This window comes from Faecalicatena sp. Marseille-Q4148 (genome assembly GCA_018228665.1).
GTDB lineage: Bacteria > Bacillota > Clostridia > Lachnospirales > Lachnospiraceae > UBA9414.
Genome location: CP073692.1, coordinates 998,522 through 1,017,340, shown reverse-complemented (window position 1 = coordinate 1,017,340; position 18,819 = coordinate 998,522). Strand labels below are relative to the sequence as shown.

The window sequence follows — 18,819 nt, the reverse complement described above, 5'->3', positions numbered from 1 at the left end:
CATGTTATTGAAAACAGAAAGACTTGTTATAAGACATATAACAGAGAATGATTGGAAAAGCATTCAGAAAATTTGGGAGGATTTTAATACTTCTGAATTTGCCAAGTATGATAGACCTCATAATACAGATGATGAAGCGGTTCGGGAAAGGATACTCCAATGGGCAAAAGCTAATCGAGGGTTGGAACATATGTTTTTTGCTGTTTGCCTGAACAATATAGTTATTGGGTATATTGCTTTTAACATGAGAAAAAATGGATATGAAATCGGATATTGTTTTCATTCGGATTTCCACGGAAAAGGATATGCCAGAGAAAGTCATTTGAAACTTTTTGAATATTTGCGCGGGTGTGGAATAACGAGATTTACTGCAGGTACAGCAATAAACAATGTACCGTCAGTATTATTATTGAAATCTTTAGGATTCCAGCAAATCGGAACAGAAAAGGTATCCTTTTATAAAGATTCTGCAGGAAATGATATTGTGTTTGACGGTGGAATTTTTGCACTGACTTTTTAAGATATCATGCAGCAAACAACAGATAATATAAAACTACTGATAAATGAGGTGACAAGGTAGATATGAATGAATTAAGAAAGAACATAGCATATTACCATCTTCCCGGTTTATTTGAATTCTATGAATTCTATTGTATTTTTTTGCCATTGTTTCGTGAACACAGAGAATATTTTTATGATTGGTGTGAGATAGGTTCCATATATGGCGCTCCGGCAGAGTGTATTTGGGGCGGAGGCCGTGTTGGAGGTGGAGATTGCGATCCGGACAAGGTTCTGGGGCTGATGCAGGAATACGGGATTTCTGCCCGGCTGACATTCAGCAATTCTCTGCTCCGGGAAGAGCACCTTTCAGATAAGAAATGTAATCTGCTCTGCGCTTTGCTTGAAGAAAGTGGAGAAAAACGAAATGGTGTCATTGTTCATTCAGATCTGCTGTTAGACTATCTGAAAATAAATTACCCGAAACTCTATTTTGTTTCATCTACTACGAAGGTTTTGACAGAGTTCCGGCAATTTGTAGATGAAGTGAACCGAGATGAGTTTCTTTATATTGTACCGGACTTTCGGCTAAATAAAATTTGGGAACAGTTGCGTGTGTTGTCTGCGAAACAGAAGGACAAAGTAGAGTTTCTGTGTAATGAGTGTTGTTGGTTTGGCTGCAAGGACAGGAAGCAGTGCTATGAAGCTGTTAGCCGGAGAAATCTTGGAGAAGATGATTGCGGACACCGCTGTGCTGCCCCTGATGCAGGGGAAGGTTACCGGTTTTCAAAAGCAATGGAAAATCCCGGGTTTATCAGTGTGAATGATATTCAAAACAGTTACTTACCGATGGGATTTTCCAATTTTAAGATTGAAGGCCGTGGTCTGGGAAGTGCGTTGCTTCTGGAATTTTTGCTCTACTATATGACAAAGCCAGAATACCAGCTACATGTCAGAGAAAAAATCTATCTGGATAATATGCTGGATTTGTTTTAAATATTATTTACACAGGCCTAGTATGGAATTTTTTTAGGATAGAAGAAAAGTATTTTTGTATAAATTTACAGAGAGATGGAGAAAATCAAATGGATATTTCACAGTTTTCTAAATGTTATACAGTGCGGCGTATGAAGGAGGCAGATATTGCGGATATCTTCACACTGTGCTGCAAAAATCATTTGTTTTATCAGTACTGTCCGCCGTTTGTTACGGAAGAAAGTATTGCGGATGACATGAAAGCGCTTCCTCCGAACAAGGAGCTGTCTGATAAGTATTATCTGGGGTACTATGATGCAGAAAAATTGATTGCTGTAATGGATTTGATTAGGGCATATCCAAATGAAAATACGGCTTTTATAGGTTTCTTTATGACAGACGTATCTGTTCAGAATACCGGAATCGGAAGCGCAATTATTGATGAATTATGTTCTTATTTAACGGAAATCGGGTTTGAGCATGTTCGGCTTGGCTGGGTGAAAGGCAATCCACAGGCAGAGCATTTCTGGCGCAAGAATGGATTTACCGCAACAGGGGTTACATACGATACGGATCACTATACTGTGGTGGTGGCAGAGCGGGAATTATGATTTGAACTTTTCGGGAGGTAATGCAGTATGAATCAAATGGACTGTTTAACAAATTATTATGAAGGATATGATGAGGAAGGCCGTCTCGTATCAAAGCATGGAATGGTAGAGTATATCACGACGATGAAATATATTGAGAAATATCTTGAACTGGGGATGCGTATCCTGGAGATTGGGGCAGCAACCGGGCGTTATAGTCATGCTTTGGCGCAAAAAGGTTATCAGGTGGATGCGGTCGAATTAGTAGAACATAATATTGAGATTTTTAAGAAGAATACAATCGAAGAGGAACCGGTCACGATCACACAGGGCAACGCGATGGATTTGTCTGCTTTTGCAAGTGATACGTACGATATTACGCTTCTGCTTGGTCCGATGTACCACTTGTTTACAACAGAAGATCAGTTAAAAGCATTATCAGAAGCAATCAGGGTAACAAAGAAAGGCGGGATTATTTTTGCTGCATACTGTATGGGGGATGCGAGCATTTTATCCTATGGATTTATCCGTGGGGAGATTTACAATATTATCGAGAAATGTAACATTAATACGGAAACATTTGCTGCGTTTTCAAAGCCATGGGATATATTTGAGCTGTATCGAAAAGAAGATATTGATAAGCTCCGCTCAAAATTCCATGTGACATCGCTGCATTTTATCGCAGCAGACGGATACGCAAATCATATGAGAGAAACCGTAGATCAGATGGATGACCGGATGTATGAACTTTATTTAAAATATCATCTTGCAACTTGCGAGAGGCAGGATATGATTGGGTATTCACACCATACACTGGACATCTTCAGAAAAGAATAAAGGAGAAACCTAAATGGAAATTGAAAGGATAAATGGATACCGGGACGAACGCTTTTCTCAAAAGGTGCTCTGGCAGCATGGATGCTTTTTGGCAGACGGGATGCCTTATGAGGTGGAAATCGTCTCAGATTTTGAAGCCGTCATAAAAGGCAGCAATCCGGGAATGTATTTGCCGGTGATAGAAGAATTTCGTTTTTATACACCGCAGATTACATATTTTTATGATACGGAACACAGACTTGTAAAACAATACGCACGGAAAGAAATATTTACAGTTCCGTTGGATGTGATTCAGCCGTCACAGTTTTATGTGGATGAAGAAAAAGTCAGAGCAATCAGCCATTTCGTTCAAACATCAGAAGAAATCATTGTTCCAGTTGCGCCTTTTGAGGAAGGATATGTTTCTCTGGATGGACATACTCGCTTATATTACGCGGCGATGAACGGTTGGACAGAAGTGCGGGCGACAGAAGATAGTGTAGATGACTATATTTGGGAGTTTGTTAAAGAGGCCAGGAAACGGCATGTACATACACCGCGGGATCTTGCGCCGATATCACACAGCGAATATGAAAGAAAATGGAATCAGTTTTGCGATGATTTCTTTGCAGGGAGAAAGTAGGTGAGTGCATGGATTATCGTGCGGCAATTATAGATGACAGAAATGCAGACGCAGAATATGTGGAGAACATCTTGAAAGACTGGATGAAAACAAGACAGTTAGATGTTTGGATAGAAAAATTTTGTTCAGCAGAAAGTTTTTTGTTTCAGTACGAAGATCATAAAGATTGGGATATTCTTCTCTTAGATATTGAAATGAAAGAAATGGATGGCGTTGCTCTGGCGAAGCATATCCGGGAGGAGAATAAGCGGGTACAAATTATTTTTATTACCGGATTTCCTGATTTTATGTCGGAAGGATATGAGGTGTCAGCTCTTCATTATCTAATGAAGCCGGTGGTGAAGGATAAGCTGTTCACTGTTCTTGATCGTGCAGTCGAACAGTTTGGAAGGCAAGAAAAGCAGTTGGTAATTACATTTGATCGGCAGACAGTACTTGTACCAGTACATAAGATTACTTATCTGGAAGCTCAGAAGCAGTATGTAGTCATCCATACAGAAGACCGTTCATATCGGATGAGGGTGTCGTTGGGAGAGATTGGGGAAGAGCTGGATGAATATTTTTTGAAATGTCAGCGTTCATTTCTTGTGAATCTGCGCTATGTTCAACAGATTAATCATAATGCAGTTATATTAAAGGATGGTACAGAAGTGCCGATCAGCCGCGGGATGGCACAGAAGATCGGGAAAGAAATTATTCGGCTGTTTTAGAGGAAAAGAAAATGTTATTTCAAAAATGGATAGACAAAAGAATTGAAGAATACCAAAGCGATCTGCTCCAAAAATATTGTGATGAAGTAGAAAGTATGTATATGAAAATGCGTGGCTGGCGCCATGACTATCATAATCATATTCAGGCATTGCAGGCAAGCATGGCGCTTGGAAAATATGATGAAGTGAATGAATATCTACATCAACTGAACCAAGATCTGACTACAGTAGATACTTCTGTAAAAACAGGAAGAGTTATGGTAGATGCGATTCTTAATGGAAAGATGAATATTGCTGCCCAAAATGATATTCCTGTGAATGCAAAGGCAGTTTTGCCAGAAGGTGTGACAGTTTCAGATATTGATTTGTGTGTGATTATCGGGAATCTTCTTGATAATGCCATAGAAGAAAATAAGAAGCTTCCTCCGGATGATAGATTTATTCGCGTTTACATCGGAAAAAAGAACACGCAGCTTTATCTTGCAATTACAAATGCTGCGGGTGAGAAACAGGTACATCGCGGTAAGCTGTTTGAGTCAATGAAGGGAGAGCAACATGGATTTGGACTTGCGCGTGTAGAAAATGCAGTTACAAAATATGGAGGTATGTTTTCTGCTGACAGTGAGGATGGTGGATTTACGGCAGAGATCCTGATTCCATTAATGAATGAATAAAGGTTTAGAGTGAGGCAGATGTCTGCCTCATTTGCATTTGGTTCACAGTAACAGACATTTGGTTCATGAAAAAGCTGGAAAGACAGTTCTGTGTTATATAATTTTATCAGATGAAATGAGGAGGCTTAGAATATGAAAAAATTACAAAAAGAACAAAAACGCAAACCGAAATATGGTCTTTTCAGTTGTGTCAGTTATATGTATCGCTATTTGTGGCGGAATGAACGTCGTCTTGTATTTCATGGAGTGTTTATTGTTCCGGTGTCCCTTTTGGCAGCAGCAGTGACGCTGTACACACCATCGCTTATTCTGAAAGTGTTGGAGGAGGCAACTACATTTAATTATGTGGCTCTTGTTATTGCAGGACTTTTGCTGGTTGGATTTTTGACAGAATTCATAAATACATTATTAGATATGTGGAAAGAACCGAATGAAATGTATGTAACATTTCAACTGATGTATTTGCAGTTTGAGAATCGGCGTAATCGAGACTGGTATCATCAGTATTCTGAAGAAGTACAGAAATTAAATGAAAGAGGTTCAAAAGCGATTGAAAATAATCATACGGCAGGAGTGCATTTTCCTATGGATTTTGCAGAAATTATTGCAACGGTTTTCAAGTTTTTGTTGTTTGGCGGTGTCGTTTCTGTACTGCATCCGGTGATTGTTGTTCTTCTGATATGTGGCTGCATGATTTCTTATGGTATGGGCATATGGGAACGGAAAGCAAATTATAATCAGAGAGATTACCTGTATGTGGCTGATAAGCGGCGGAGATACTTAAATGAAAAACTATCTGGTAATTTTAAATTTGGAAAAGATATCCGGCTTTATCAGATGCAGATGTTTCTGCATGAGCTGAATCGAAAAAGCCTGTTGGAATGTCAGAAGCAAGTGAACATAAAAGAGCATCGGAGTTTTATGACAGCGTTTGTCAGTTTTCTCGTTGTGCTTGTGCGTGATGGACTTGCGTATGGATTTTTGATTTTTAAGGCTGCTGCGGGAGAAGTAGATGCGGCTTTATTTGTTTTATATTTTTCTGCGATCACAGCGCTTTCAGAATATATGACGGAAATTCTGAATAGTTGGAGTAAGATTTCTGAGGGAACACTTCAGATTTCAGATTTTCGTGAAAGTATGGAGATTACAAACCGGTTAAATTCAGGAACTGGGATACCTGTGCCTAAAAATCCTTTTTCAATTGAATTTAAAGATGTGAGTTACCGGTATCCAATGGGAGAAAAACAGATTTTGGATCATGTATCTTTTCGGATCAATGCCGGAGAAAAGATTGCACTTGTTGGTTTAAATGGAGCTGGAAAAACAACACTGACGATGTTGATGTGTGGTTTGCTGATTCCGGATGAAGGGGAAGTGCTAATTGACGGACACTCTGTTTTTGAATATAACCGGGATGAACTTTATGAAGCATTTGGTTTGATTCCGCAGAATTATAATTTATTGCCAGTGTCGATTGGGCGTAATATAGCCTGTGCGATGACAGAAGAAGAAATTGACAGAAAGAAGCTTTGGCACTGTATTGAAACAGCAGGACTGGCTGACAAAATAAAAAACTTGCCAAACAAAGAATATACACCGCTTTACCGGGAAGTGTTTGAGGAAGCGATTGATCTTTCAGGCGGAGAGAAGCAGAAGCTGTTACTTGCAAGGCTTCTTTATAAAAATCCGCCATGTATGATACTTGATGAGCCGACTGCTGCGCTGGATCCTATTGCGGAAAGCAGAATGTATGAGAAATACAGTGAAATTACAGCGGATGCAACTTCTGTTTTCATTTCACACCGTCTGGCGTCTACTCGTTTTTGTGACAGGATTTTTCTTTTGGATGGAGCAGATTTTGCAGAAGAAGGGACGCATGAAGAGCTGATGGCATCAGGAAAGACATACAGAAAGCTGTTTGATGTCCAGAGTAAGTATTATAAAGATGGAGGTGCTGATAATGGAGAATAAAAAGCGTGCCTTTAGAAAAGATGTGAAATTAGTGATGAAAGGAATACGAATCTGGCAGAACATCATGCCTTCCTATATTCCGTATTTGATCGCGAGTGCAGTGACCGTATGTGTACAGCCTTATTTTCAATTATATATGTCTGCAAGGATTGTAAATGAGCTGATTGCAGAAAGCAGTCTCAGGAAGATGCTGATGCTGGCGGGAATAACAGTAATTGGAACTTTTCTTTTGTCTGTGTTGAGCCGTTTCTTTTCTGGGAAATTAAAAACGCTTCAGGAATTGTCATTCAGCCACCTGCAAGGATATCTGTTTGATGCGGAAAATCATTTTTCATATGAACATCTTGAAAATCCAGATGTAATCCGGAAGAGAAATAAAATAGATATGTTTGCAAGAACAACGGAAGCGGGGCTTCTGAAAGTGCTTTATATGCCGGAAGATTGTCTGAGAAGAATTCTTGATCTTATTGCATCTACTTTGCTTACGGTATCGCTTTTTCAGACCGTATCAGGTTCTTTTAGCGGTTTTTTGAAAGCAGTTAATTCGCCATGGATTGTTTTCATTTTTGCTGCCGTTATTGGTGTCAATGCAGCGGTGACTATATGGATTTCTTCCAGGACACTTGCGAAAAGTCATAAGGAATTTGAAGTATTAGCGATGCAGAATAATCTGATTCATGCATATAAGAATGTATGGGGACCGGATATGCAGATATTCAAATTGAATCGGATATATCTTTCTGATTATCGAAAATATATGTTGCACCCAAAATGGGTTGAGAATTTAGCGGCAGCTATGGCAGTAGAAATTCGGGTTAAGCAATTACTTAACCTACTGGTAAAAGTAATCGTGTTTTTATTTACTGCCGCGAAAGCATGGATGGGAGCAATTGGAATCGGCAATTTTATTTTATATCAGGGAACTGTTCAAAAATTTGTAGAGTCTCTTTCTGCGTTGGCGTCGGATATAGGAGAGCTTCGGAGTAACAACGAGTATCTGGAAGAAGTGTTTCAGTATCTGGAAATGCCTAATCATATGTATCACGGTACGCTGGCGGTTGAAAAACGGGATGACATTGATTATGAGATTGAATTTAGAGACGTATCATTCAAATATCCGCGCAGTGAGGAGTGGGTATTGCGCCATGTGAATTTGAAGTTTAAAATCGGAGAGAAAATGGCAATTGTTGGGGAAAATGGAAGTGGTAAGACAACATTTATTAAATTACTGTGCCGTCTTTATGATCCGACCGAAGGAAAAATTCTGTTGAACGGAATTGATATTACACGATACCGATATGAGGAGTATATGAAGTTGTTCTCGGTGGCATTCCAGGATTATACATTATTTTCTTTTTCTATTGCAGAAAATGTAGCGGCATCCAGACAGATAGATGAAAATCGCGTGCTGGAATGTCTGGAACGTGTAGGGTTAGGTGAGAAAATTTCACAGCTTCCAGAGGGAATTGACACGAATATTGGAAGGGAGTATGATAATAACGGAGTTGATTTTTCGGGTGGCGAACAGCAGAAAATAGCACTTGCAAGAGCGCTTTATAAGGATGCGCCTTTTATGATCCTGGATGAGCCGACTGCGGCGCTGGATCCGATTGCAGAAGCAGAAATTTATGCAAGGTTTAACGATATTGCAAGTGATAAAACGTCGGTATTTATTAGCCACCGTCTGTCCTCGTGCAAGTTTTGTGATGAAATTGCAGTATTTCACAGAGGACATCTTGTACAGAGCGGCAGTCATGAACAACTGCTTTCTGATGAGAATGGGAAATATCATGAGCTTTGGTGTGCACAGGCGCAGTATTATGTAGAAGAGTAAGATAGATAAATACGTTTGAAAAAACAGACAAAGAGGACGAATCCTATGATGAACCATATTTACGATAATGAACAATTTTTTGAGGCATACAGTCAAATGGAGCGAAGCAAAGGCGGTTTGCAAGCGGCAGGAGAATGGCACCAGCTTCAGCCGATGATTCCTGATCTAACAGGAAAAAAGGTGTTGGATCTTGGGTGTGGATACGGATGGCACTGCAAATATGCTGCCGATATGGGAGCGGTTTTTGTGCTTGGGATCGACAGTAGTGAAAAGATGATCCAAAAGGCAGTCGAAAAACATTCGGAGGAAACAATTACATATCAGGTTTGCAATATAGAAGACTATGACTATCCGGACAGCATGTATGACCTCGTCATTTCTAACCTTGTTCTGCATTATATTGCAGATCTGGAAGCGATTTACAAGAAGGTGTATAACACACTGAAGCCTGGCGGATGTTTTCTCTTTAACATCGAACACCCTGTTTTTACAGCAGGGGTGCATCAGGACTGGATCTATGATGAATCCGGGAAGCCGCTATATTGGCCGGTAGACCATTATTTCACGCCGGGGGAAAGGCAGACTTATTTCCTCGGACAGAACGTGAAAAAGCAGCACCACACGATGACGCAGATCGTTAATCTGCTTCTGAAAACAGGATTCCGCCTAGAGGCGTTGGAAGAAGCGATGCCGCCGGAACATATGATGGAGCTTCCGGGAATGTCGGATGAGATGCGCCGCCCGATGATGCTTCTGGTGAAAGCAGTCAAAGAGGAAGAAAAGAAAGTCCGCAAGGTGGATGATAAATTATTTCTGATACCGTATTACCCGAACGAGGAGACGGCGCTTGCGTGGTATCAGGATCTGGAACTTTGCAGACAGGTAGATAATATTGATCATGTGTATTCGCTTGAACGGTTACGAGCGATGTACAATTATCTGGATACACACGGAGACTGTTATTACATTCAGTATGAGGGAGTCCTTGTGGGGGATGTGACACTTCAGGAGAATGCAGAACTGTCGATTGTTGTCTGTAAGGAATATCAGAACAGACATATCGGTCGCAAATGTATTGAAAATATGGTCGCCCTGGCAAAGGAAAAGGGAATAGATAAAGTAAAGGCAAATATTTATTCATTCAATACGCAAAGTCAGAAGATGTTCCAGTCTCTAGGATTTCAGAAGACGGGTGAAGAAACGTATGAACGAATCATAGGAAAGAGCGGCTGTAAATAGTTTTTTAAATATGATAAGATTATTCCAAATGAAAAAGGAGAGTAGACAATATGCAGGTATTGCAGATGGAAGATAAAAACAGGAAAAAAGAAATTACGAGAGCAATTCTGGAAGCGCTTCCGGAGTGGTTTGGAATCGAGCGGGCGAGAGAGGAATATATTAAGTCGAGCGCGGAAAATTTATTCTGGGCAGCATTTGACGGAGAAAAGCCGGTTGGATTTTTGTATCTGAAAGAGACTGGGAAGGATACTGTCGAGCTGTATGTGATGGGCGTTTTGAAAGATTATCACCGAAAGGGAGTTGGAAGCGCTCTTTTTAAACAGGCCAGAGAGGTAGCAAAAGAACACGGCTATTCATTTATTCAGGTAAAGACTGTGCAGATGGGAAGATATGAAGAATATGACGCTACAAATAGATTTTATCTGTCGCTTGGATTCCGGGAATTTGAAGTATTTCCGACGCTGTGGGATGAGTGGAATCCGTGTCAGGTGTATGTAATGGGATTATAAAAGTACCAGCATGACAGCTGTCCGTGCATGATGACATCAGGTCAAAATGTATGGCAGGTATTATGCTGGTATTTTTTTAATGCTTTCAGTTTCTTATTGTGTGATTTCTCTTGTATTATGAAATCGCCTTATGCTGTTTCGCGTGGAGTTCCTGGCGGAATGCCTCAACGGTACGCCGGCCTTCCTCGGTCACAGGTTTGATCCATTTTCCGGTTCGCGTGTACCACAGTTCAAAAATGAGCCGGATGATCTCATCTGTGTAAACGAAGGAGAAGACCACGAGAAATGGGAGGTGCAGTACCATTCCGGCGATCCATGTTGCTGGAACACTGATGAGGAAAAGACAACTGATTTCAAGTACTGTACCAAAGACAGACTCTCCTCCGGCGCGGAAGCAGGAATTCATAATATAATTACATGTCCGGATTGTTCCGGCGGCAAGGTAGATTAAGAGCATATATTTTCCGTAGAACATAGCTTCTGCGCCAAGTCCGAATAGTCCGAGCAGAGGTCTGTTTAAGAGAAGGCATGTCAGTACAATGATAAAAGTAATTGCCGGGCAAAGGATGGAGAACCCTTTGACATACTGGTAGCCTTTCATATGATGCCCGGAGCCGACTTCTTTGCCGACGACAACGGTACTTGCATCGGCAAGTCCGCCAAAGAAAGCAAAGACGAATCCTTCCAGAACACGGAATGCAGCCATTGCGGCAATGGCAGAGGAAGATTGATGTCCGATAACAATGTTGATCAACATCTGTCCGATTCCGTAAAAGAGCTCATTTAAAATAATTGGAAAACATTTTTTCAGATACATTCCGGCAAATCCATCTTTCCAGTGGAACATTTGTGACAGTTTCAACTGAATCGTGCTGTGGTCTTTCAAAAGAAAAACAAGCAGAATGATGAGATTGACCATGCCGGAAACGAGTGTTCCAACAGCAGCTCCGGCCGGCCCCATTTTCGGCATTCCAAAGCGTCCATAGATTAAGATAAAGTTCAGCACAAAGTTGACAACCAGAGCAACCGCTGAGCTGACTAAAGGTATTTTCACACGTTCTGTAGAGCGCATGAGAAAGCTGACGAGTACCGCAAGTACCTGAAGCGGATAAGCAAATCCAACAATTCTGATATAAGGTACTGCCAGTTTTATAATGTCTGTCTTATCAGTATAGATTCCGAGAAGGAAATTTGGACAGGTAATTGCGACGCAGCCAAACAGAAGTGATACTGCGAGCATATACAATAAAGACATGCCGAACGTCCGATTAATTCCTTCCTCATTTTGAGCGCCCCAGTATTGGGAGAAGAATAGAAGCGCGCCTCCCGCAAAACCAAAGTAGCAGGAGAAGAATAGAGAAGAAATCTGGGAACAGATTCCGACAGCGGCAACGGCAAGTTCTCCCTGACTTCCGATCATAATTGTGTCTACCATACTAGCGGTTGTTGAAAGGAAATTCTGAAAAGCAATCGGAAGTGCAATTGCGACAACAAGACGGATAAAAACTTTCCAGTCAATCTGATGCTTAACTTTTATCATAACAAACCTCCTGTGATAAAATGATTCCGCAAAACAGGACCTTTAGAGACTGCTGTGTAAGCGCTCAAAGGTCCTGTTTTTGTGATGATTTCTATACTAACATTTTCCGAAAAGGAAATCAAGAGGTGCATAAATAAAAGGCGAATTCTGGAAAAAAATAAAAAGATCGACAAAAAATTCATACAGAAAATCTACGATTTTTAGAAAATTTTCGTCAAAAGAAGCAAGAACACTACAAGAAACTTGTAGAAAAACAAATATTTTCAAGAAGAATGTCGAAATTATAAGATGACTTTTCCTTGCGAACAAAAAATCAGACAGCTATAATAACAGAGCACGGTGCTTGAAAAGGAAAAGGAGGTACAAAAAATGGGGCAGTTAAATGTAGCTGTTGCGGATGATAATGAAAGAATATTGGAACTTTTAGGGGAAATTGTCAGCAGCGATAAGGAGTTGAAGCTCGTCGGAAAAGCAAACAATGGGGAGGATATGCTGCAGATTATTAAACAGAATGAGCCGGATGTTGTCCTGCTTGATCTAATTATGCCGAAAGTTGATGGATTAAGTGTGATGGATCTTGTCAATGCAGATAAAACAATGAAAAAACGGCCGGAATTTATTATTGTAACAGCAGTAGGACAGGAACGTATCACAGAAGATGCATTTCAGCGGGGAGCAAGTTACTATATTATGAAACCGTTTAATAATGAAATGTTGTTAAATCGGATCAAGAGTGTGCGTGTTAGTCCGAAGCGGGAAGGGAGTTCAAAATCAGCTGTGGCATGTCAGGGAAAAGAGCAGGAGAATCTGGAAAGTCATGTAACAAATATGATTCATGAAATTGGGATTCCGGCGCATATTAAAGGCTATCATTATTTAAGAGATGCAATCATGATGGCGGTGGAAGATATGGATGTATTAAGTGCGATTACGAAAATCCTATACCCGACAGTTGCAAAAAAACATCAGACGACATCGAGCAGAGTTGAGCGTGCGATCCGACATGCGATCGAAGTGGCCTGGAGCAGAGGAAAATTAGATACACTGGATGAATTATTTGGATACACTGTCAGCAATGGAAAAGGAAAGCCAACGAATTCTGAATTTATTGCATTGATCGCAGATACAATTCAATTGGAATATAAGCACAGATAGAAACGGAAACAGAATTGAGAGAATGAGAAAAAGCTAAGATAAATCTTTTCATTGGCAGTAAAATACGATATAATAGAAATACCGTAGGAATGATGGAGGAATGCATATGAAAAGGATATTATTTGTAGCTTCAGAGTGTGTACCATTTATTAAGACCGGAGGACTTGCAGATGTTGTAGGTTCTTTGCCGAAATGCTTTGATAAAGAGAAGTATGATGTGCGTGTCATGCTGCCGAAATATATGTGTATGAAAGAAGAATGGAAATCAAAGCTCGAATATGTTACACATTTTTATATGGACTTTAACTGGGAGAACCGCTATGTCGGCATCTTAACGATGCAGTATGAAGGGGTTACTTATTACTTTATTGATAATGAATTTTATTTTTCAGGCTTTAAGCCGTATGGTGATATTAGGTTTGATGTCGAAAAATTTGCATATTTTTCAAAAGCGGTATTGAGCGCATTGCCGGTGATTGATTTTAGACCGGATATTATTCACTGCCATGACTGGCAGACGGGACTTGTGCCGGTGTATCTGGATAATTTCCGTTACAGCGCAGAATACTACCGGGGAATTAAAACAATTATTACGATACACAATCTGAAGTTCCAGGGAACATGGGATACAAAGACAATTCAAAATATTACAGGACTTCCAGCATACTATTTTGTACCGGATAAGTTGGAAGCTTATAAAGATGCCAACTACTTAAAGGGTGGTATTGTTTATGCAGATCGGGTAACTACTGTGAGTCATTCTTATGCAGAAGAGATTAAGATGCCGTTTTATGGAGAACGTCTTGACGGATTAATGAATGCAAGATCTAATTGTCTCTCTGGAATTGTGAACGGAATCGATTATGATTTATATAATCCAGAGACAGACGAATTGATTGAAGCGCATTATTCTGCAGAGAATTTCCGTAAAGAAAAAGTAAAGAATAAGACAGCGCTTCAGAAAGAACTCGGATTGACGGAAGATCCGAAAGTGATGATGATCGGAATCGTTTCCCGTCTGACAGATCAGAAAGGATTTGATTTGATTCAGCGGGTTATGGATGAGATCTGTCAGGACAGTATTCAGATTGTTGTACTTGGAACCGGAGAAGAACAGTATGAAAATATGTTCCGGCATTTCGCGTGGAAATATAATGGCAAGGTTTCTGCTAATATTTTTTACTCAGAACAATTGTCACATAAGATTTATGCGGCATGTGACGCATTTTTGATGCCGTCATTATTTGAACCGTGTGGATTAAGCCAGCTCATGAGTCTGCGCTATGGAACACTTCCGATTGTTCGGGAGACAGGTGGACTTCGAGATACGGTAGAACCATACAATGAGTATGAAAAGACGGGAACAGGATTTAGCTTCAGTAATTATAATGCGCATGAGATGATGGCGACAGTGCGTTATGCGGAACAGATTTATTATGATAAAAAACGTGACTGGAATAAACTTGTAGAACGTGCGATGCAGAAAGATTTCTCTTGGAAGAATTCAGCAAGACAGTACGAGGAACTCTACGAGTCAATGTAGTACGTTTATGATACAGAGAAAGAGACAACAGCAGGGATGACCTGCTGTTGTTGTATTACTTTGACATTTAGCATAAGAAAGACATCCGGGAAGGATGTTTTTTGATTTCACAGGACAGAAGATAAAAACGTTTTTGAAACGTGTTTAATTTATAGGAGAAGAGACAGCATATGAAAATCAGCGAGAAATTAAAAGACGGAAAAACACATATTTCAATCGAGGTATTTCCTCCGAAAACAGATGCGAAATATCCAACTGTAATCCAGGCGGTAGATGAGATGGCAAGATTGAATCCATCTTACATGAGCGTGACGTATGGAGCGGGCGGAGGAACAAGTGAGAATACGGTTCGCATTGCATCACATATTAAACATGATCTTGGAATGGAGAGTTTGGCTCATTTGACGTGTGTATCATCAACGAAAGCGATGGTAAAAAAAGTTATTCGGGGACTAAAAGATGCAGGAATTGAAAATGTGCTTGCGTTAAGAGGAGATATTCCGGAGGATTCTTCTGTAGAGATTGCAAGAGATTATCGTTATGCAAGTGAACTGATCAGAGAGATTCGGGAGTCAGGCGACTTTTGTATCGGTGCGGCCTGCTATCCGGAAGGGCATGTCGAAAGTCAGGATCGCAGAGATGATATACGAAGATTGAAAGAAAAGGTAGAATGTGGAGTGGATTTTCTTACAACACAGATGTTTTTTGATAATTCGCTGTATTATAGTTTTCTCTATCGCATTCGCGAACAGGGAATTACCATTCCTGTTATTCCGGGAATTATGCCGGTAACAAATGCGGCACAGATGGAGCGGATATGCAAAATGTCCGGCAGCTTCCTTCCGGAGCGGTTTTTGTCTATGCTGGATCGCTTTGGAAGTTATCCGGCAGCGATGAAGCAGGCAGGGATTGCCTATGCGACAGAGCAGATTGTTAGTCTGATTGCAAATGGAATACAGAATATTCATATTTATTCTATGAATAAGCCTGAAGTGGCAGAAGCAATCATGAATAATCTTTCGGAGATGATTGAGCATGAGTAGCAGAAGAACGGTGTATCAGGAAGCAATCCGTTATCTTGGTTATGGGAATACAAAACCAGATGAAGAAACCATTTATCTGATTCATGAATGTCTAAAAGAGCTTCAAACAATTGCGGAAAGAAAACGAGCAGTTTTTCGGTTTTTTCCGGTATTCGTTCGACAGCAGGAGATACAACTCGGTGCGCTGAAGATTATCAGCAGAGATTTGGCTGTGAATTTAAAGGGCTGTAGAGAAGCAGCTGTTTTTGCAGCTACATTAGGAGCCGAGGTGGATCGCAGGATTCATAGATATGAGTATACCAATATGGCCAGGGCAGTTGTTCTGCAGGCTTGTGCGGCGGCAGTTCTGGAGGAGTACTGTGATCAGATACAGGAAGAAATCGGGAAAAAGGCAGGAAGCAGATATTTAAGACCGCGGTTTAGTCCCGGATACGGAGATTTTAGTATTTTCATCCAGAAAAATCTGTTAGAAGTTTTGGATGCGCCGAAGCAGATTGGCCTTATGACGACAGAAGCTTCCATGCTAACACCGATAAAGTCGGTAACAGCTGTTATAGGAATTGCAGACACTTGTGCAAGTGCAGTAGAAAGAGGATGCAGTATGTGTGGAAAACAGGACTGCAGCTACCGCATAGATGACAGAAGATAAGGAGAAGAGACATGCTGAAAGACAGAATAGGAAAAGAACTGCTTTTTTTTGATGGCGGAATGGGAACCCTTCTTCAGGAAAAAGGGCTAAAGCTGGGAGAACTTCCGGAATTATGGAATATTGAACGACCGGAAGCCATTTGCCAAATCCATAGAGATTATCTGGAAGCCGGAAGTGACCTCATTCTTGCAAATACATTTGGTGCGAATCGGTGTAAATTTCACAGTCAAAACGTTTCTTTAGAAGAAGTGATTCAAACAGCACTGGAAAATGCAAGACGGGCAGTCAGACAAGTCGGCGGAAAGAAACGCTATATAGGAATGGATCTGGGACCGACGGGAAGATTGCTAAAACCGCTCGGAGATCTGGAATTTGAAGAAGCTTGCCAGGTGTTTGGCGAGGCTGCGAAACTCGGTGAGAAAGCCGGAGCAGATTTCATCCATATAGAAACTATGAGTGATACTTATGAAGTAAAAGCAGCAGTATTGGGAGCAAAAGAGCATACGCAGCTTCCGATATTTGTGACAGTTGTATTTGATGAAAGAGGGAAAATGCTGACCGGAGGAACGGTGGAGGCAGTCACAGCTCTTTTGGAGGGACTTCGCGTAGATGCAATTGGAATGAACTGCGGGCTTGGACCGGAACAGATGATTGGCTTAGTAAAAGAATTCAGGAAGTATTGCTCACTTCCATTGATCGTTAAGCCAAATGCAGGACTTCCGAAGCAAAAAAGCGGACGGGTTTATTATGATGTAGAACCAGATGTTTTTGCAGAGCGGATGGAAGAAATCATAGATCTTGGAGCTTCGGCTGTTGGCGGATGCTGCGGAACAACGCCGGAACATATTCAAAGGATGATTGCTTTGTGTGAAAAAAAGGCAATCCGCCTTCCGGAAGAAAAGACAATTACCGTCGTGTCATCTTACAGTCAGGCAGTAGAATTTTCGGATGTGCCGCTAATTATTGGCGAGCGTATTAATCCGACAGGAAAGAAACGTCTGAAAGAGGCGCTGCGCTCCCATGATCTCGAATATATTTTGCGGGAAGGGATTGTCCAAGAGGAAAAGGGCGCACATATTCTGGATGTGAATACAGGGCTTCCGGATATTAATGAAAAAGAAGTAATGACAGAAGTCATTACGGAACTCCAGTCCGTGACAAGTATTCCGCTCCAGATTGATACTGTGGATATTCCAACAATGGAACGGGCAATGCGATTTTATAATGGTAAGCCAATGATCAATTCTGTAAATGGGAAAAAAGAATCAATGGATGCCGTTTTTCCGCTGATACAGAAATATGGAGGAGTCGTTGTAGCATTAACCTTAGATGAAAATGGAATTCCGGATACAGCAGAAGGGAGAGCGGATATTGCCGGAAAAATTATCTGTGAAGCCGGGAAATACGGAATTTTGCCAAAAGACATTGTAGTGGATGTACTCGCTATGACCGTCAGCTCAGATCCGGAGAGTGCCAAAACAACACTAAAGGCACTCCGGCTTGTGCGAGAACGTTTTGGTGTGAGAACAATTCTTGGCGTATCTAATATTTCATTTGGATTGCCAAATCGTCCACAGCTCAATGCAGTATTTTATACAATGGCGCTGCAGCAGGGATTAAGCGCCGGAATCATTAATCCTTCTTCTGATGCTATGATGCAGTCTTATGATTCGTATCGGGCGCTGATGAACCAGGATGAAAATTTTGAAACTTATATTTGCCGGTATGGACAGCAGGAATCAGATGTGATTCGGCATTCAGCAGAAAATGTATCTGTGAATTTAAAAAATGCAATCGAAAAGGGGTTGAAACAGGAAGCCGCTCAGGCAACAAAAGCATTGCTTTCCAGAGGCGAAGATGCGCTTTCTGTAATTCATACCTATTTAATTCCTGCGTTGGATGAAGTCGGAAAAGGTTTTGAATCCGGAACTGTTTTTCTGCCGCAATTATTAATGAGCGCAGAAACGGCAAAGATAGCATTTGAAATTTTGAAAGAGGCAATGCAGAAAAACGGCTCTTCACAAGAGGAGAGGGAGAAGATTATTCTTGCGACAGTAAAAGGAGATATTCATGATATTGGAAAAAATATTGTAAAAGTGTTGCTGGAAAATTACGGATTTGAGGTGCTGGATCTCGGAAAAGATGTTTCGCCGGATCGGATTGTAGAAACAGCGCTGAAAGAAAACATTCGCCTTGTAGGACTTAGCGCGCTTATGACAACAACTGTTGCCAGTATGGAAGAGACGATACGGCTTCTCCGTAAAAGCAAACCGGATTGTCGGGTTATGGTAGGAGGAGCGGTTTTGAATCAGGAGTATGCCAATCTGATCGGAGCAGATTTTTATGGAAAAGATGCAATGCAGTCTGTCTATTATGCAAAGGAACTTTTTAAAAAATAATTGTTTTGTATTTTTTGAAGTACTTTGAGTT

At 40.8% G+C, this 18,819-nt stretch carries 17 protein-coding genes and 1 pseudogene; 17 read left to right on the top strand and 1 reads right to left on the bottom strand.

Annotation, left to right across the window (positions count from 1 at the left end):
- Position 1 precedes the first annotated feature (1 nt).
- The 12 genes and pseudogenes from KFE17_04845 (at position 2) to KFE17_04790 (ending at position 10,459) form a co-directional block, all read left to right on the top strand.
- A complete protein-coding gene (locus KFE17_04845; GenBank protein ID QUO33078.1) occupies positions 2 to 520 on the top strand; it encodes a GNAT family N-acetyltransferase in 519 nt (172 codons plus the stop codon).
- Positions 521 to 582: 62 nt separating this feature from the next.
- Complete coding sequence (locus tag KFE17_04840; GenBank protein QUO33077.1) at positions 583 to 1,494, top strand: hypothetical protein; 912 nt, start codon at positions 583 to 585, stop codon at positions 1,492 to 1,494.
- Positions 1,495 to 1,583: 89 nt separating this feature from the next.
- Positions 1,584 to 2,084, top strand: coding sequence for a GNAT family N-acetyltransferase (locus KFE17_04835; protein QUO33076.1), 501 nt, complete (start codon positions 1,584 to 1,586; stop codon positions 2,082 to 2,084).
- A gap of 27 nt (positions 2,085 to 2,111) precedes the next feature.
- On the top strand, positions 2,112 to 2,900 hold the full coding sequence (locus KFE17_04830) for a methyltransferase domain-containing protein (protein QUO33075.1): 789 nt from the start codon (positions 2,112 to 2,114) through the stop codon (positions 2,898 to 2,900).
- Between the two features lie 13 nt (positions 2,901 to 2,913).
- Positions 2,914 to 3,522, top strand: a complete 609-nt coding sequence (locus KFE17_04825) for a hypothetical protein (protein ID QUO33074.1) — start codon at positions 2,914 to 2,916, stop codon at positions 3,520 to 3,522.
- A gap of 8 nt (positions 3,523 to 3,530) precedes the next feature.
- Positions 3,531 to 4,232, top strand: coding sequence for a response regulator transcription factor (locus tag KFE17_04820; protein ID QUO33073.1), 702 nt, complete (start codon positions 3,531 to 3,533; stop codon positions 4,230 to 4,232).
- 11 nt (positions 4,233 to 4,243) lie between these two features.
- The gene (locus tag KFE17_04815) at positions 4,244 to 4,906 is read left to right on the top strand and encodes a GHKL domain-containing protein (GenBank protein ID QUO33072.1); all 663 of its coding nucleotides are present in this window, start codon (positions 4,244 to 4,246) and stop codon (positions 4,904 to 4,906) included.
- Between the two features lie 132 nt (positions 4,907 to 5,038).
- On the top strand, positions 5,039 to 6,877 hold the full coding sequence (locus KFE17_04810) for an ABC transporter ATP-binding protein (protein ID QUO33071.1): 1,839 nt from the start codon (positions 5,039 to 5,041) through the stop codon (positions 6,875 to 6,877).
- A complete protein-coding gene (locus tag KFE17_04805; GenBank protein ID QUO33070.1) occupies positions 6,867 to 8,711 on the top strand; it encodes an ABC transporter ATP-binding protein in 1,845 nt (614 codons plus the stop codon). Before KFE17_04810 ends, KFE17_04805 begins: the two co-directional genes overlap by 11 nt.
- A gap of 48 nt (positions 8,712 to 8,759) precedes the next feature.
- Positions 8,760 to 9,485, top strand: a pseudogene (locus KFE17_04800) (class I SAM-dependent methyltransferase).
- Complete coding sequence (locus KFE17_04795) at positions 9,459 to 9,950, top strand: GNAT family N-acetyltransferase (GenBank protein ID QUO33621.1); 492 nt, start codon at positions 9,459 to 9,461, stop codon at positions 9,948 to 9,950. Before KFE17_04800 ends, KFE17_04795 begins: the two are co-directional and overlap by 27 nt.
- Before the next feature lie 50 nt (positions 9,951 to 10,000).
- Entirely contained in the window at positions 10,001 to 10,459 is a 459-nt protein-coding gene (locus tag KFE17_04790; GenBank protein ID QUO33069.1) for a GNAT family N-acetyltransferase, read from the top strand.
- A 115-nt stretch (positions 10,460 to 10,574) separates the two neighbouring features.
- Here KFE17_04790 and KFE17_04785 read toward each other — a convergent pair whose 3' ends face one another.
- The gene (locus KFE17_04785) at positions 10,575 to 11,999 is read right to left on the bottom strand and encodes an MATE family efflux transporter (protein QUO33068.1); all 1,425 of its coding nucleotides are present in this window, start codon (positions 11,997 to 11,999) and stop codon (positions 10,575 to 10,577) included.
- A 369-nt stretch (positions 12,000 to 12,368) separates the two neighbouring features.
- Between KFE17_04785 and spo0A the strand changes: the two genes are divergently transcribed.
- The 5 genes from spo0A (at position 12,369) to KFE17_04760 (ending at position 18,788) form a co-directional block, all read left to right on the top strand.
- Complete coding sequence (gene spo0A, locus KFE17_04780; protein ID QUO33067.1) at positions 12,369 to 13,154, top strand: sporulation transcription factor Spo0A; 786 nt, start codon at positions 12,369 to 12,371, stop codon at positions 13,152 to 13,154.
- A gap of 106 nt (positions 13,155 to 13,260) precedes the next feature.
- Entirely contained in the window at positions 13,261 to 14,697 is a 1,437-nt protein-coding gene (glgA, locus tag KFE17_04775; GenBank protein QUO33066.1) for a glycogen synthase GlgA, read from the top strand.
- Between the two features lie 170 nt (positions 14,698 to 14,867).
- Positions 14,868 to 15,740 (top strand): methylenetetrahydrofolate reductase [NAD(P)H], encoded by an 873-nt coding sequence (gene metF / locus KFE17_04770; GenBank protein ID QUO33065.1) that lies wholly within the window; start codon positions 14,868 to 14,870, stop codon positions 15,738 to 15,740.
- Entirely contained in the window at positions 15,733 to 16,389 is a 657-nt protein-coding gene (locus KFE17_04765) for a Vitamin B12 dependent methionine synthase activation subunit (protein ID QUO33064.1), read from the top strand. The genes metF and KFE17_04765 overlap by 8 nt, the downstream gene beginning before the upstream one ends.
- A gap of 11 nt (positions 16,390 to 16,400) precedes the next feature.
- Positions 16,401 to 18,788: a homocysteine S-methyltransferase family protein gene (locus tag KFE17_04760; GenBank protein ID QUO33063.1), complete on the top strand. Its 2,388-nt coding sequence runs from the start codon at positions 16,401 to 16,403 to the stop codon at positions 18,786 to 18,788.
- The last annotated feature ends 31 nt before the right edge of the window (positions 18,789 to 18,819 follow it).